The 14,497-nt window shown below is 67.4% G+C and carries 13 protein-coding genes; 4 read left to right on the forward strand and 9 right to left on the reverse strand.

Annotated features, from left to right (window positions below; genetic code table 11):
• Nucleotides 1-13 precede the first annotated feature (13 nt).
• The 7 genes from NMQ03_RS03385 to NMQ03_RS03415 all read right to left on the reverse strand — a co-directional run bounded on the left by NMQ03_RS03385 (nt 14) and on the right by NMQ03_RS03415 (nt 8,003).
• Entirely contained in the window at nt 14-1,531 is a 1,518-nt protein-coding gene (locus NMQ03_RS03385; protein WP_255174379.1) for an amino acid permease, read from the reverse strand.
• A gap of 45 nt (nt 1,532-1,576) precedes the next feature.
• Nucleotides 1,577-2,530 (reverse strand): glutaminase, encoded by a 954-nt coding sequence (locus NMQ03_RS03390; protein WP_255174380.1) that lies wholly within the window; start codon nt 2,528-2,530, stop codon nt 1,577-1,579.
• A complete protein-coding gene (locus tag NMQ03_RS03395) occupies nt 2,527-4,122 on the reverse strand; it encodes a CdaR family transcriptional regulator (protein ID WP_255174381.1) in 1,596 nt (531 codons plus the stop codon). The genes NMQ03_RS03390 and NMQ03_RS03395 overlap by 4 nt, the downstream gene beginning before the upstream one ends.
• A gap of 243 nt (nt 4,123-4,365) precedes the next feature.
• The gene (locus NMQ03_RS03400) at nt 4,366-5,124 is read right to left on the reverse strand and encodes a maleylpyruvate isomerase family mycothiol-dependent enzyme (protein ID WP_255174382.1); all 759 of its coding nucleotides are present in this window, start codon (nt 5,122-5,124) and stop codon (nt 4,366-4,368) included.
• Nucleotides 5,124-5,948, reverse strand: coding sequence for a fumarylacetoacetate hydrolase family protein (locus NMQ03_RS03405; protein ID WP_255174383.1), 825 nt, complete (start codon nt 5,946-5,948; stop codon nt 5,124-5,126). Before NMQ03_RS03405 ends, NMQ03_RS03400 begins: the two co-directional genes overlap by 1 nt.
• A complete protein-coding gene (locus NMQ03_RS03410) occupies nt 5,948-7,078 on the reverse strand; it encodes a cupin domain-containing protein (RefSeq protein ID WP_255174384.1) in 1,131 nt (376 codons plus the stop codon). Before NMQ03_RS03410 ends, NMQ03_RS03405 begins: the two co-directional genes overlap by 1 nt.
• Nucleotides 7,079-7,196: 118 nt before the next feature.
• A complete protein-coding gene (locus tag NMQ03_RS03415; protein WP_255174385.1) occupies nt 7,197-8,003 on the reverse strand; it encodes an IclR family transcriptional regulator in 807 nt (268 codons plus the stop codon).
• A gap of 48 nt (nt 8,004-8,051) precedes the next feature.
• On the opposite strand from NMQ03_RS03415, the gene NMQ03_RS03420 reads away from it, so the two are divergent.
• The gene (locus tag NMQ03_RS03420; RefSeq protein WP_255174386.1) at nt 8,052-9,347 is read left to right on the forward strand and encodes an aromatic acid/H+ symport family MFS transporter; all 1,296 of its coding nucleotides are present in this window, start codon (nt 8,052-8,054) and stop codon (nt 9,345-9,347) included.
• The gene (locus NMQ03_RS03425; protein WP_255174387.1) at nt 9,340-10,587 is read left to right on the forward strand and encodes an FAD-dependent oxidoreductase; all 1,248 of its coding nucleotides are present in this window, start codon (nt 9,340-9,342) and stop codon (nt 10,585-10,587) included. Before NMQ03_RS03420 ends, NMQ03_RS03425 begins: the two co-directional genes overlap by 8 nt.
• Nucleotides 10,588-10,707: 120 nt before the next feature.
• Here NMQ03_RS03425 and NMQ03_RS03430 read toward each other — a convergent pair whose 3' ends face one another.
• Complete coding sequence (locus NMQ03_RS03430) at nt 10,708-11,244, reverse strand: hypothetical protein (protein WP_255174388.1); 537 nt, start codon at nt 11,242-11,244, stop codon at nt 10,708-10,710.
• A gap of 352 nt (nt 11,245-11,596) precedes the next feature.
• On the opposite strand from NMQ03_RS03430, the gene NMQ03_RS03435 reads away from it, so the two are divergent.
• Nucleotides 11,597-12,637, forward strand: a complete 1,041-nt coding sequence (locus NMQ03_RS03435) for an LLM class flavin-dependent oxidoreductase (protein ID WP_255174389.1) — start codon at nt 11,597-11,599, stop codon at nt 12,635-12,637.
• A gap of 37 nt (nt 12,638-12,674) precedes the next feature.
• The gene (locus NMQ03_RS03440) at nt 12,675-13,301 is read left to right on the forward strand and encodes an alpha/beta hydrolase (protein ID WP_255174390.1); all 627 of its coding nucleotides are present in this window, start codon (nt 12,675-12,677) and stop codon (nt 13,299-13,301) included.
• 124 nt (nt 13,302-13,425) lie between these two features.
• Here NMQ03_RS03440 and NMQ03_RS03445 read toward each other — a convergent pair whose 3' ends face one another.
• Nucleotides 13,426-14,481, reverse strand: a complete 1,056-nt coding sequence (locus tag NMQ03_RS03445) for a LacI family DNA-binding transcriptional regulator (protein ID WP_255174391.1) — start codon at nt 14,479-14,481, stop codon at nt 13,426-13,428.
• Nucleotides 14,482-14,497: the final 16 nt, after the last annotated feature.

Raw genomic sequence — 14,497 nt, forward strand, 5'->3', positions numbered from 1 at the left:
GGAGGCGTTGTGGTCAGGAAATGGGCGTCCGGTTGGCGATCACGGGTGCTGTCCCGGTGTAGCCTTCGCGGGTTTCGGCGATTTGGCGGATGCGGTGGCGGCAGGCGTACCAGCCGATGACCATGAGCACGGACGCGATGGCGGTGACGAGCATGGTCAGGGGTGAGTCGATGAAGACCATGACCAGGACGCCGACGAGGAAGACCAGCGACAGGTAGCCGGTGTAGGGGGCGCCGAACATCCGGAAGGAGGGGCGCTCCACCCAGCCCTTGTCGGCCCAGCGTTTGAGCTGGATCTGGCAGAGGACGATGGTGGCCCAGGTCATGATGATGCCCACGGAGGCGATGTTCAGCACGATTTCGAAGGCGTCGGCCGGGACGAGGTAGTTCAGCGGGACGCCGAGGAGGGAGACGACGGCGGTGATGGCGATGCCGCCGTAGGGGACGCCTGCCTTGTTCATGCGGGAGGCGAACTTAGGGGCCGAGCCGTTCACGGACATGGAGCGCAGGATCCGGCCGGTGGAGTAGAGCCCGGCGTTCAGCGAGGACAGGGCGGCGGTGAGGACCACGAGGTTCATGATCACGTCCACGCCCTGGACGCCGATGGAGCCGAAGAACGTCACGAAGGGGCTGACGCCCTTCTGGTAGGAGGTGAAGGGCAGCAGCAGGGCCAGCAGGATCACGGAGCCGACGTAGAACACGGCGATGCGGAAGACCACGGAGTTGATGGCCTTGGGCATGATCTTTTCGGGGTTTTCGGTTTCGCCGGCGGCGGTGCCGACCAGTTCGATGGAGGCGTAGGCGAACAGGACGCCCTGCATGAGGATGATCATGGGCAGCAGGCCGTTGGGGAAGATCCCGCCGTTATCGGACAGGAGGCTGATGCCGACCTGCTGGCCGTCCACGGGGGTGCCGAAGATGACGAAGTAGGTGCCGATGATGAGGAACGCGACGAGGGCGGCGACCTTGATCAGGGCGAACCAGAATTCCATTTCGCCGAAGACCTTCACGGAGACCAGGTTCAGGGCCAGGACGACGACGAGGGCGGTCAGTGCCCAGGCCCATTGCGGGACGTCGGCCATCCAGGGGATGTAGTTGCCGAAGAAGTGCATGTAGAGGGCGGCGGCGGTGATGTCCACGATGGTGGTGGTGGCCCAGTTGATCCAGTAGAACCAGCCGGAGACGAACGCGGCCTTTTCGCCGAAGAACTCACGGGCGTAGGAAACGAACGAACCCGAGGAAGGCCGGTGCAGGACCAGTTCGCCCAAGGCGCGCAGGATCAGGAACGCGAAGAACCCGCACACCGCGTACGCGATAACCAGGGACGGGCCCGCGGCGTTGAGCCGGCCGCCGGCGCCGAGGAACAGGCCGGTACCGATCGCACCGCCGATCGCGATCATCTGGATCTGCCGGGGCTTGAGGTTCTTGTGGTAACCCTTGTCCTCCGCGTGCAGGGAGGTCTCAGACGCATGCGCGTGACCACCATCAATAACGTGGTCGAACTCAACCTCTTCATTGGGGTTGTTGGGCATGGGTATTCCTTTCGATCCGGGGAAGATCTTGCTGGATGGGGAAACTTAGAAGACTGACCAGCCGGTGCGGTCGGAGAGGTCGGCCAGGGCGGCGGTGCCGGCAAGGGAGTTGCCTTTGGCGTCCAGGCGGGGGCTCCAGACGCAGATGGCGCACTGGCCCGGGACGATCACCAGGATCCCGCCACCTACTCCGCTCTTGCCGGGCAGGCCCACCCGGTAGGCGAACTCGCCGGCGGCGTCATACATGCCGCAGGTCAGCATGATGGAACCGATCCGCTTGGCCTCGCTGGGGGACAGCACCCTGCCGGTTGTTCCCTGGCCGTCGTTGGCGAGGAACAGGCCGGCCCTGGCCAGCTGGACGCAGGTCATCATGATGGAGCACTGGCGGACGTAGTTCTCCACCACTGCCGCGGCCGGCTGGGTGAGGTTGCCAAAATCCTTGAGGAAGTGCGCCAGGGCCAGGTTGCGGCTGCTGCTGGCCAGCTCGCCGGCAGCAGCGGCTTCATCGATGAACGGTGCGCGGGAGCCTCGCTCCGCCTCATGGCTCCCCGCTTGTTCGGTGAGGAACCGCAGGAGCTGCGTGGCGGCGTCGGGCGTCTCTTCCAGTAGGTGGTCGGTGACCACCAGGGCGCCGGCGTTGATGAACGGATTGCGGGGGATGCCCTTCTCGGCTTCCAGCTGGACCAGCGAGTTGAAGGACGTTCCGGAGGGTTCGCGCAGCACCCGGGACCAAAGAGCGGTGGATCTGCCGCCCTGCAGGGCCATGGCCAGGGTGAATACCTTGGAAATGCTTTGGATGGAAAAGGGAACGCCGGCGTCCCCGGAGCTGAAGACCTCGCCGGAGGTGGTGGCGACAGCGATGCCGAAGCGGTCGAACGGGACCGTGGCAAGGAAAGGGATGTTTCCGGGAACGCTGCCGGCGTTCTGCCTGGGCCGGTGGCGCCGGACGATGTCCTCAAGGAGGACGCCCAGGGGCGGTGCGCTGAGTATGGTGCTCATTTCCTGCCTGAATTGTCGGTGGAGGCGGCCCACTCCTGGAGATGGAGCAGGGCCACCAGTGAGTCGCGGGGGTTGCCGAAGTCCAGGCCGGTGACCCTGGCCGCCTTGGCAACGCGGTAGTAGACGGTGTTTTTGTGCAGGTTCATGTGTTTGGCGCATTCGGAGACGTCGAAGCCGGCGTCGAAGTAGGCCTGCAGGGTTGCTGCGAGTTCGGCATCCTCCTGGAGCAGCGCCGCCATGCTGCGGTGCCGGAAGGGTGAGCTGTAGAAGTTACGTACGGCCTCGCGGTAGAGGATTTCCGCCTCGAAATCGTCAACGGTGGCCACCGTGCCCGGTGTGGCGTTCCGCACGCAGGCCAGCAGCGCTTCAGTGATGCCGGTGACCCCGTGGATGGACAGCAGGTCCGGCGCCAGCGGTCCGACGGCGGCGAAGGGAATGATGCCCAGGTGCTTGCGGGCATCCTTGACCACCGCTTCGGCAAGTGCCCTCAGCCCCGCTTCCGCCGTGCTGGACTGCAGGTCCGGCAGGATGATGGCCGTGTCACCGTTGAACTGGCCCACGACGGCGGATGCCTTGTACGCGGCGGCGTGGATGGAGGCCAGGTTGGCCAGCTCGCCGTGCTTGAGCGCGGCGTCGTCAGCCCGGGAGTCGGCGTCGGACATACCGATGAGGAGAAGCGCCGCGGGACGTTCGGAGGGGATCTTTCCGCTGTGGGCGCTGGCGGCGGCCTCGGCGGGACCTGACAGGATCCGTGCCACCCGGTCCTCCCGCATGTGGACGGACTGCTGGTTGCGGTAGCGGATCAGTTCGGCGGAAACCCTGGCTGCGGATCCGGTGAGGACGTACTCCACGTCCGGGCCGAAGCCCTCTCCGGTCTCCTGGAGCCAGATGTAGCCCATGATCCGCTCCCCGGCGAAGAGCGCGATGGCCACCCGTTCACGCAGCCCGTCCTGGGGCCGGGCAGGCACGCGGACCGGCTGCCGGGTGCGGTGGAGTTCGCGGTATGCACCCAGGTCCTTGAGCAGCAGCTCGTACTTCCGGGGGCCGCGGCGGGACAGGATGGACGCTTTGCGGAGCTCGTCGATGTCGTTGGTGACCGTGGAGTACGCCAGGACCTTGTTGGCAGCGTCCTCGATCAGCACGTGGCTGGAGGTGAGCCTGGCCGTGGTCTGGGCGATGGCGAACAGGTCTTCCTCGAGCAGGGTGAGGACTTCGCTCTCGTAGCTGCGCGGCTGGATCCGGTCCTTTGCGATGGACAGCAGGCGGTCCCAGTCGGCGGCCGGATCAACCAGCAGGAGGCCCGAGCCCGCTGCCTGCAGGAGTTCTTCAGCTTCGGCGAGGTCTTCGCGGTTGCCCTTGACGGCGACTACCGGTGGCGGGTCTTTCAGGAGCCGCCGGAGCGCCGGCAGGGCGGAGCGGCCGCGGACACCGATGAGCAGGACAAACGCGCCGGCAGCCTGGACCGACTCGTCGTCGGCGTCGACAATAAGGAACCGTTCAATGGCCGTCGCCGACGGGGCTGGGCGGAGGATGAGGCTGGCGAAGCCAAGGGGGAGATCCGAGAGGATGTCATCCACCGTAACCGCGGCCATGGGTTTTCCTTTTGCGTCGATCCCGCCGGACGGCTCTGTCCGGTCACCCCATGCTATCCAGCGGCCGCCGTCCCGATTATGGACCCGGTCCCAAACGAGGGGATGGATTTTTGGTTTGCAGCCCGAGGCGAAGGCTTACCGCGTGGGAGGAGTCCGGAGGGCAACGGCAAAGGCGGGCCAGCGTATGCTGGCCCGCCTTTGGTGCGGTGTGGCACATGGCTTGCCCGGGTGCTCGATTTATAGCTAGATCCAGGCCGGCGCCGGGGGCGCGGGGGTGACCGATCCGCCGTCGTGCTGTGCCGTGGTGCCGTTCGTGCCGCGGCCGGTGGCCCACTGCGCAATGGCGGCCAGGGAGCCGGACACCACGGTGGGGGAGGTGGCTGCCGTGTCACCGAAGACCAGCGCAGAGGGCCGCCCGGTGACCTCGACCACCAGGTCCTTGTCCGTCCCGCGGGCGTGCCAGGCGCCGGTGATGTCTGTCAGGAGCCGTTCCAGGACGGGTGCGGGGATGTCCTGGAACGTGGCGCCGTTGTCCAGGTCAACGGCGTGCACCCACACTTCCCTGGTGCGCATCCAGACGGTTTCTTCGGCGGGGACGGTCCTGCCCTGGACGGTCTTGACCTTGTGATGCCAGTTGTCGGCGGGCAGGTCGCGCCACTCGACGTTCAGGTGCACGGCGGAGTGGTCGAACAGGTTCCGCAGCGCGATGGGACTGAGCGTGGCGCCGAAGTCGATCTCGTGGTTGCGGACCTCCACCGAGGGGTACATGGGGGTCTCCACGCCGGTGGCTGCCCATTCGACCAGCCGCGCGACGGCCCGCGCGTTGTAGCCCACGTGGGCTACAACGTGGCGGCGGGTCCAGCCCGGCAGGAGCGAGTCCCCGTCCAGTTCCGCGTCCGTGAGCTCGTTGAGCTTGCGGGCGAAGAACGCGGTGCCGCGCCGGGCCTGCAGGAGCCCGTCGAGCAGGACGGGATCGGTGGTCTGGTCGTGCCGGGCAACCATCAGGCTTCCTTGACCACGCGGTTGGTCAGCTGGCCCAGGCCCTCGATGGTGGTGACCAGGACCTGGCCCTCCTGCAGGTAGCGCTTGGGGTCCTGGGCGTGGCCCACGCCGCCGGGGGTGCCGGTGGCGATCACGTCGCCCGGGTTCAGGGTGATGATGGTGGAGATGTAGGAGACCAGGAACTCCGGGGTGAACACCAGGTCCGAGGTGGGGGTGGACTGCTGGACTTCGCCGTCCACGGCGGAGGTCATCAGCGGGGCGGCCGTGAACTCGTCCTTGGTGACCAGGGCCGGCCCGAACGGGGTGGACTTCTCCCAGGTCTTGCCCTGCAGCCACTGGATGGTGCGGAACTGGTAGTCGCGCATGGAGACGTCGTTCAGCACGGAGTACCCGGCGATGTGCTCAGCGGCTTCGGACTCGGGGATGCGGCGGCCGGCCTTGCCGATGACGACGGCGAGTTCGGCTTCCCAGTCCACGGTGTCCGATTCCTGCGGCAGGGCCAGGTCGTCATTGGGGCCGATCAGGGACTCGGCATACTTGGCGAACAGGGTGGGGTGCTCGGGAACCTCCCGGCCCATTTCCTTGATGTGGTTGCGGTAGTTGTGGCCCACGCAGATGATCTTGCCGGGGGCGGGGACGACGGCGGCAAGGTCGGCGCCGTCGAGCGCATGCGTTGCGCCGTTGCCCGCCTTCGCCGTGGCTTCCCAGTTGGGGTCCTTCAGCAGGGCCCCGACGTCGGGGAAGCCCGGGATCTCGGTGAGGGCGTCGCCGTCCTGGCGGACCGCTTTGGTGCCGTCAGCGGTGCGGAGGGTGAGGAGTTTCATTACTTGGTGCGTCCTTCGATGTAGGTGCGGTTGAAGTTCAGGCGCTCAAAGATGGGTGCGTCGCTGAACCGGAACAGATCAAACTCAGATTCGGCCTGCAGGGACCACGCGGCCCAGGACGGAACCACGAACAGGTCGCCCTTGGCCAGGACCCGGGTTTCGCCGTTAAGGGTCACGGTGCCGGTGCCTTCGAAGACCTGCCAGACGCTGGAGCCCACCTCGCGGACGGTCTCGGTCCAGGCGCCGACCCGCAAGCGGTGGAACTCCGCGCGGATGGTGGGCATGACATCCCCGCCGGTGGTGGGGTTGGTGTATCGGATGGCGGCGTGGCCCTGGGACACGGTGGCGGGATGGCCCTCGTCCTCCAGGAGCAGTTGCTCGCGCAGGGCGGCGTCGGTGTACTTCCACCGGTACGCGGCGATGGGTGAGTTGGTGGTGTTCTCCAGTCCGGAGAGCGGGCGCAGGCCGGGGTGGGCCCACAACCGCTCGGAACGGGAGATGTCCGGGGTGGCCTCGTCCGTGACGCGCTCGGTGCCGAATTCGAAGAACCCGGCATCGGCGTAGTGGACGAACGGGATGTCCAGGCCGTCGATCCAGGCCATGGGCTCATCGGTGTCGTTGTGGTGGCCGTGGAAGTTCCAGCCCGGGGTGAGCAGGAAGTCGCCGCGGGACATGCGGACGGGATCGCCGTTCACCACCGTCCACACGCCTTCACCTTCGACGACGAAGCGGAAGGCGTTCTGGGAGTGGCGGTGCTCCGGAGCGGTTTCGCGGCCGCCCAGGTACTGGATGGCGGCCCAGAGCGTGGGCGTGGCGTACGGGGTCCCGGCCAGGCCCGGGTTGGCCAGCGCGATGGCACGCCGTTCGCCGCCGCGGCCCACAGGCACCAGGTCGCCGGCGCGGGCAGCCAGCGGGTAGAGGTCATCCCACCGCCAGACGTGCGGGACTGCATTGGGCGACGGGACCATGGGCATCAGGTCCGCGATCTCCGTCCACAGCGGAATCAGGTTTTCCTTGTTGAAGTCCTTGTACAGCTGCTCCAGCTGGGCAGCCTCCTCGGGGGTGGGCTCGGGAACATGGTGTTCCTGTGCCACGGATTCGTGCGTTTGGTTTTCAGCGCTGATCGACACTGGCCTTCTCCTTGCGTGCGGACTGACTGCGACGTGGATTCGACCCTAGGGAAGGCAGGCTGTGACCTCCAGCATATTCTGGCTGACAGAATTCTCCCGGCGGCCTTCCGGATAAGCGTCAGGGGTGCTGCGCCCCGTCCACCGGATTGGCCGCGATGTCCATCTCCAGCTGGCGCCGGGTTTCCATCATCACGCCGACCAGCCCGGCGTCGAACAGCGGCCGGAACCTGGCCACCGGAGTGGCCACGCTCAAGGCGCCCACCACCATGCCCCTGCCGTTGTGCAGCGCCATACCAAAGGCACTGATGCCCTCCTCGGTGCCCTCGAAGTTGGCGGCGAATCCGTTGGCCCGCACCGACTCAAGCTCGCGCAGGAACGCCGGGTACTCGGCGTCGGGAATGTAGTCGCCGGTCAGCTCCGCGTTGGGGCTGCGGAACAGCTGTTCCAGCGCGGCCGGTTCCAGCTCGGCCAGGATGGCCTTGCCGCCGGAAGCCTTGTGCGCCGGCAGCAACGTGCCCTGGCGGTCGCCGACGCGCAGGATATTCGAGCTTTCCACCGTGTCCAGGAAGCGGACCTTGGTGCCCACCCGGATCATCAGGTTGACGGTCTCGTTGGTGCGGGCGCACAGGACTTCCATGTGGGGCCGGGAGACGTCCCGCAGCTGCCGGGTCCAGCTGAACCCGGCGGGACCCGCGCCCATTGCCGGGCCCGGCACGTACCGGCGCGTTTCGTCCTGCACGGCGAAGCCCCGGTAGACCAGCATGGCCAGGAGCCGGTGGGCGGTGGACGGAGCCACGCCCAGTTCCGCGGCGGCGTCCTTGAGCCGCAGGCTGCCCACGTCCCGCAGGAGCTGCAGCAACTGCAGGGCGTTGTCCACCGCCTCAATGGAGTAGGTGGGCTTCCGTCGGGCTGGAAGATTCTGCATAACAGAATCTTATGTGCGGAGCTGTATGGCTGCCAGCACAGTGGTGGGATGAATCACACAACTTCCGCTGCAGCGCCGCAGCGCACGGCCGCCCCCGCTCCGGGCGCCGGCCGTTCCGGGTTTCCCCGGCGTTCCGTGCTTGCCGTCCTGGTGTGCTGGCTGCTGGTCGTTTTCGACGGCTATGACCTGATCGTCTATGGGACGGTCCAGGGCTCGCTCATCAGCGATACCGGCTGGGGCCTGACCAAGGCCACCGCCGGCACCATCGGGTCGATGGCCTTCATCGGCATGATGATCGGAGCGGTCTTCGCAGGCCGCATGTCCGATACCTGGGGCCGGCGGCGCACCATCATCGGCTGCGCCGTCGTGTTCTCCCTCTTCACCATCCTTTGCGCCTTTGCCCCCAACGCGCCGGTCTTCGGCGGCCTGCGTCTCCTGGCAGGCATTGGCCTGGGAGGCCTGGTGCCCTCGGCCAACGCCCTGGTGGCAGAACTCGTTCCCGAAAAGTGGCGATCCACCATCGCCACGCTCATGATGTCCGGCGTCCCCATCGGCGGCTCCATCGCAGCCCTCGTCGGCATCCCGCTGATTCCTGCCTTCGGCTGGCCGGTCATGTTCCTGGTCGCCGTCGTCGCCCTGGTGGTGGTCATCCCGCTGGGCATCCGCTACCTGCCGGAGACGCTGGCACCCGGCCCCAAGGGCGCAGCCCAGGGCAGCACCGCCAAGGACGCCGTCGGGTTCGGGTCCCTGCTCCGCGCGCCCTACCTCGGGACCAGCCTGCTGTTCGCCATCGGCACCCTGGTGACTCTCTTCGCCTGGTACGGGTTGGGCACCTGGCTGCCCAACCTCATGCAGCTGGCAGGCTACAACCTCGGGTCCGCCCTGACGTTCGCACTGGCCCTCAACCTGGGCGCCGTGGCGGGCTCGGTGCTCACCGCCTGGGCCGGCACCCGGTTCGGCCCCATCCCCACCGCGATCGCGGCAGCGGCCGTAGCCGCCATCGGATTGCTGGTCCTGGTGACCGGGCCGCCCGTCGCCGTCGTCTACCTCATGCTGGTGCTCGCCGGCGTGGGCACGCACGGCACCCAGTGCCTGATCATCGCCGCCGTGGCAAGCCACTACCCGGCACACCTGCGCGGCACCGCCCTTGGCTGGGCGCTCGGCGTGGGCCGGATCGGGGCCGTAGCCGCCCCGCAGGCCGGCGGGCTCCTGCTCGCAGCGGGCCTGGGCGTCAACTCGAACTTCCTGGCATTTGCCGGAGCAGCCGCAGCAGCAGCAGTCCTGCTCGCAGCCGTCGGTACCAAAATCAAGAAATCAACAGCAGTAGGAGTTTCCAATGTCTAACCTCAAAGGGTCCACCGACGTCCTGGTAGTGGGCGGCGGCATGGCCGGGCTTGCCGGAGCGCTGGCGCTGCGCGAAAACGGCGCCGACGTCACCCTGGTTGAAGTGGCACCCGCCTTCGGCGAAGTCGGCGCCGGCCTGCAGATGGCCCCCAACGCCTCCCGCGTCCTCAAGCGCTGGGGCCTGCTGGAAAAGGCGCTGGAAATCGGCGTCCAGCCCAAGCACCTGGTGTTCCGCGACGCCATCACCGGCGAGGAACTCACCCGCCAGACCCTGGGCGGCGAGTTCGAGGAACGCTATGGCGCCCCCTACGTCGTGATCCACCGCAGCGACCTGCACCGGATTCTGCTCGAAGCCTGCCAGGAAGCCGGCGTCACCCTGGTGAACGACGTCCTGGTGCAGAAGGTGGAGACCGACGGCGACCGCGCCCGCGCCTACACCGCCAAGGGTGAGGTGTTCGAGGCTGACGCCATCCTGGCAGCGGACGGGCTGAAGTCCACCCTCCGCGCCACCGTTGCCAACGACGGCCCCGTCAACTCCGCCTACGTGGCGTACCGCGGCACCGTGCCCATCACCGAGGAAACCCCCGCCGCGGACCTGGAGGACGTCATCGTCTACCTCGGCCCGAACTGCCACCTGGTCCAGTACCCGCTCCGCAAGGGCCAGCTGCTCAACACCGTGGCAGTGTTCAAGTCCCCGTCGTTCGAGCGCGGCGAAGAGCAGTACGGCGGCGTGGACGAACTCCAGGCGGCCTACAAGGACTGCGTCCCCGCCGTGCAGGAAGCCCTGAAGAACGTGGCCACCGGCATCCGCTGGCCCATGTATGACCGCAACCCGATCGAGAACTGGGTTTCCGGCCGCATGGCACTGATAGGCGATGCCGCGCACCCGATGCTGCAGTACCTGGCCCAGGGTGCTTGCCAGGCGCTCGAGGACGCTGCGGTGCTGCAGGACGCCGCGCAGAACAAGGTCTTCACGCCCGAAGGCATCGACGCCGGTGCGTGGGAGGATGCCTTCCGCGAGTTCAACGAAACCCGGGCGGCCCGCACCGCACGAGTCCAGACCACCGCCCGGATCTGGGGCGAGTCCTGGCACGTGGACGGCGTGGCACGCGTCCTGCGGAACATGCTGTTCAAGAGCCGCGGCGACAACAACTTCCAGTACAACGACTGGCTGTACGGCCGCAACGCGCCGGGTGCCCCGGCGGAGGTTCCTGCCGGCGCCAAGCTCGTGGGAGCCTAAGCACCCCGATCCACAGGCGGGCGTACGACGGCGGGCGGCTCCCGGCGTCGTACGCCCGCCTTGCGTCGGGCCGGCGTCCGGCGCCCCGGGTCCACCGTGCGGCGTCCGACGTCAGGGAGGTCACGTGGGGCAGCTCAGGTCCGGATTGTAGGAAGCGAACATGCCGTCCGGGTTGTCCCGCCAGATCCACGCGTGAAGCGCGTAGGAACCGGAGAACGGCCCGTCCTCGAAATCGAGGCCGGCGAGGGTGGGACGGTCGGCCGCCGTCGAGATGAATTCGGCAGCCACCAGCTCGTACTGCCCGTCCTCGTCAGGCATGTACACCAGGACCTCGGGCTTCCGGGCCTGGGTCTTGTCATCGATCAGTTCCTGCTTCGCGTAGTGGAAGCCCATGGCTCCCACGCCCGGTTTGTCGATGCATTCGGTGATCTTCCGGTAGCCGTCCGCCTCCGCGTTCTCCAGCCAGCGGTAGTCGTCGGTGACGTCACGCAGGGCCCTGACCAGCCGGCGCTGATCGTCATTGTGCCGCCAGTCGTCACTCTGGTCCGGGTCCCCGTGCCCGGATCCGCCATGGGCCACAGCAGATCCGGGAGCAAGTCCCAGGGCAAGCACGGCGGCGGACGCCATGGACAGCAGTCCCGTCCTGGTGTGTTTCATCGTTGATCTTTACCCCTTTCGAGACCGGTGTCTTCCGTCCAAGGGCTGCGACGCGGCGGGGATGTTCCCCCGTCCCGCAGCGGGATGCCGGCAGAATCCCCTGGAACTGCCGGTGAGGGTGCGGTGGGACGTCTCTTTCGTCCATCAATGCGAGTGGCGGGTCAAGTATGCTCCGGCGCCGAAACGGCCCGCTACGCTACGGGCAGGTAATAGGGACCCCCTGGTGCATCGCTTCCGGGGCGGAGGCCCCGGGGTGCACGCCCGTACCTATTTGCGGGTCCGGGGCAGGTCCCGGCGTCGATCGGCCGTCGAAGCTCCGGAATACTTCTGTAAAGTTGAACGTTCAACCAATATGGGCTTCGGCATTTTTACCTTTGGTGAACTATCCCGCGACGGAATAACCGGACGCGCCCAGTCGCCGCACCAGCGGCTGGAAGAGATCATTGGGCTGGCCAAGCTTGCTGACCAGGCGGGCCTCAGCTTCCTGGGCCTGGGCGAGCACCACCGCCACGACTTCGCCTTGTCCGCCCCCGAGATGGTGCTGGCCGCGGTTGCCCGCGAGACCACCAACCTAAGGTTGAGCACCGCCGTCACCGTACTGTCCACCCAGGATCCGGTGCGGCTGTTCGAACAGTTCGCCACCCTGGACCTGGTTTCCGGCGGCCGCGCCGAGATCATCGCCGGGCGCGGCGCGTTCATCGAGTCCTACCCACTGTTCGGCTACGACACCGCCGATTACGACGCCCTCTTCGACGAAAAGCTGCGCATGCTGCTGGAGCTTCGGGACAACGCCACCCTGGACTGGCAGGGTACCTTGACCCAAACCATCCCCGGCATGGACATTGCCCCGCGGCCGCTGCAGGAAAAACTTCCCGTCTGGGTGGGGGTCGGCGGCACGCCCGCAAGCTTTGCCCGCGCCGGACGGCTGGGCCTGTCCTTGTTTGTCGCGTTGCTGTCCGGACCCGAAAGGTTCCGCCGCCTGGTGGAGCTGTACCGGCACACCGCGGCCGAGGCCGGGCATGACGCCGCCGCCCTGCCGGTGGGTGCCGGCGGCCACTTCTACGTGGCCCCCACCTCCCAGCAGGCACGCGACACTTTCTACCCCTATTACCGGGCGTATTTCGAGCAGAACATGCCCCGGCCCGTGGACCACTTCCCGCGCTCAACCTTCGATGACTGGTCTGAGCCCGGCGGCGGCCTGCTGGTGGGGAGCCCACAGCAGGTGGTGGAGAAGATCCTCGCCATCCACGAGGCACTGGGCACCAGCCGCTACATGGCCCAGATCGGACTGGGCGGGCTGCCGTTCGCCGAGACGGCGCGTTCCATCGAGCTGCCCGCCACCGAGATCATGCCCGCAGTCAACCGGGAAATCGGGGCCCCGGCTCCTGCCTGACCCAAGCCATTTCCACCACCAACACCAAGGACACGATATGCACGCACCGTTCGCCGAACCCACCGTCGCCTGGCAGAGCCCCGACGATCCCAACCGCCCTCTCGTGGTGCTGCTGCACGGGCGCGGATCGGATGAATCAGGAATCATCGGACTGGCCAGCCACCTTCCCGCAGGCTTCTCCTACGCCGCCGTCCGTGCGCCGATCCCGGCAGGTGGCGGGTTCGCCTGGTTCGCGAACCGGGGGACTGGGCGGCCCGTGGCCGAGTCCCTGGCCCAGACAATGGAATGGTTCCGGACCTGGCTGGACCCGATCGCCCCGGAAGGACGGCCGGTGATCCTGGTCGGCTTCAGTGGCGGTGCGGCGTTCGCGGGCGGGTTGATGCTGGCTGATCCGCAGCGTTTCGAGGGCACTGCCGTCCTCTACGGGACGCTGCCGTTCGAGGCTGGTGTGCCGACGTCGCCGGACCGCCTCTCCGGCGCCCCGGTGTTCCTGGCCCACGGCGAAGCCGACACCGTCATCCCGGCTGACCTGCTGGGCCGCACCTGGGACTACCTCCTGGGGGCCTCCGGGGCGGATACCCACGCCCGCAAGGACCCGGGTGGGCACGCCCTCACCACGGAAACCGCCGCCGAACTTGGTGCGTGGATCACGGAACAGGCCTAGGTCACTCTGCCCTGGCCAGCCTTCGTCGCAGAGCAGGTGCTACCAGCTGTCCGCCAGCACTTCCAGGGCGTGCTCGCGGTTCGGTTCCATCTTGCGGCGGGTCCTGCCGTTCACTATGGACTGATCAGGCCGGGGCAGGGCCTGTCGATTCCCTCACGGTCAGGTGCGTTGGCATGACGGCGAGCTGCCTGCTGGCACTTCCCGACAGCGGGTTGAGCTGCGCCAGCAGCATGGACACGGCCACCCTGCCCGCCTGCTCGATAGGGCTGGAGATCGTGGTCAACGGAGGATTGCAGAAGTCCGCGCCGAAGATGTCGTCCGAGCCAATGATGCTCATGTCGGCAGGAACCCGGATGCCGCGGGCCTGGAGGCGCTGGAGCATGCCGATGGCCAGCAGGTCGTTGAAGACGATGCAGGCTGTTGCCCCCGTCCTGACGGCCGCATCCGCCGCCGCCGCACCGGACGTGGTCTTTGGGGCGTAAGGGCCGATCCGGTGGACCTCCATGCCCCGTTTGGTCGCGTCCTCCTCGAAGACTTTCCACCGCATCTGGTTGGACCAGGAGGTGGGCGGTCCGGCCACATAGCAGACTTTGTGATGGCCCAGGGAGGCCAGGTGCTCAAGGGCCTGGATGATGGCAGAGGGAGTATCGATCATCACCGTCGGGGCGCTGGTGGAGGCGCGGTTGAACGTCACCAGGGGCTGCGACTGCGAGACCTCTGCAAGCTGGGCGTCCGTCAGGCGTGACGCGGCAAGGATGAAGCCGTCCGCGGACTTGCGCATCTTGTGCAGGGCATCGAGTTCCATCTCACTGGACTCCTCGGTGTCCACCAGGAGCTGGGTGACCCCGGCGGCCTTGAGCTGGTGCTGGGTGCCGCGGATGATGTCGAAATAGAACGGGTTGGTGATGTCGGGTACGAGGACGGCCACCGCGTTGGTCCGTCCGGAACTGAGGCCGCGGGCCTGGGAGCTGGGCACGTAATTGAGCTCCGCGGCCGCTTCCTCGATCCGGATGCGGGTCCGCGGGTTGACCCGGTCGGGCCGCGCGAGGGCCCGCGACACGGTGGAGGTGGCCACCCCGGCGAGTTCCGCCACGTCCCGGATGGTGGGTGGGCGGTCCCGCCGGGTGCCCGTGTCAAGGCTTGCCGGGACTGACGACGCCGTCGCTGCTGGGTCTGCCATCGCTGGGCCTTCCTCG

It is taken from the genome of Arthrobacter sp. DNA4 (assembly GCF_024362385.1).
In the GTDB taxonomy this organism is placed as follows: Bacteria; Actinomycetota; Actinomycetes; order Actinomycetales; family Micrococcaceae; genus Arthrobacter.

Excerpts from the sequence above, each read along its gene's own strand:
- NMQ03_RS03420 (WP_255174386.1), top strand. The coding sequence starts at position 8,052 with ATGAATCACACAACTTCCGCTGCAGCGCCGCAGCGCACGGCCGCCCCC.
- NMQ03_RS03425 (WP_255174387.1), top strand. The coding sequence starts at position 9,340 with ATGTCTAACCTCAAAGGGTCCACCGACGTCCTGGTAGTGGGCGGCGGC.
- NMQ03_RS03405 (WP_255174383.1), bottom strand. The coding sequence starts at position 5,948 with ATGAAACTCCTCACCCTCCGCACCGCTGACGGCACCAAAGCGGTCCGC.
- NMQ03_RS03400 (WP_255174382.1), bottom strand. The coding sequence starts at position 5,124 with ATGGTTGCCCGGCACGACCAGACCACCGATCCCGTCCTGCTCGACGGG.
- NMQ03_RS03435 (WP_255174389.1), top strand. The coding sequence starts at position 11,597 with ATGGGCTTCGGCATTTTTACCTTTGGTGAACTATCCCGCGACGGAATA.
- NMQ03_RS03385 (WP_255174379.1), bottom strand. The coding sequence starts at position 1,531 with ATGCCCAACAACCCCAATGAAGAGGTTGAGTTCGACCACGTTATTGAT.
- NMQ03_RS03395 (WP_255174381.1), bottom strand. The coding sequence starts at position 4,122 with ATGGCCGCGGTTACGGTGGATGACATCCTCTCGGATCTCCCCCTTGGC.
- NMQ03_RS03390 (WP_255174380.1), bottom strand. The coding sequence starts at position 2,530 with ATGAGCACCATACTCAGCGCACCGCCCCTGGGCGTCCTCCTTGAGGAC.
- NMQ03_RS03430 (WP_255174388.1), bottom strand. The coding sequence starts at position 11,244 with ATGAAACACACCAGGACGGGACTGCTGTCCATGGCGTCCGCCGCCGTG.
- NMQ03_RS03445 (WP_255174391.1), bottom strand. The coding sequence starts at position 14,481 with ATGGCAGACCCAGCAGCGACGGCGTCGTCAGTCCCGGCAAGCCTTGAC.
- NMQ03_RS03415 (WP_255174385.1), bottom strand. The coding sequence starts at position 8,003 with ATGCAGAATCTTCCAGCCCGACGGAAGCCCACCTACTCCATTGAGGCG.
- NMQ03_RS03440 (WP_255174390.1), top strand. The coding sequence starts at position 12,675 with ATGCACGCACCGTTCGCCGAACCCACCGTCGCCTGGCAGAGCCCCGAC.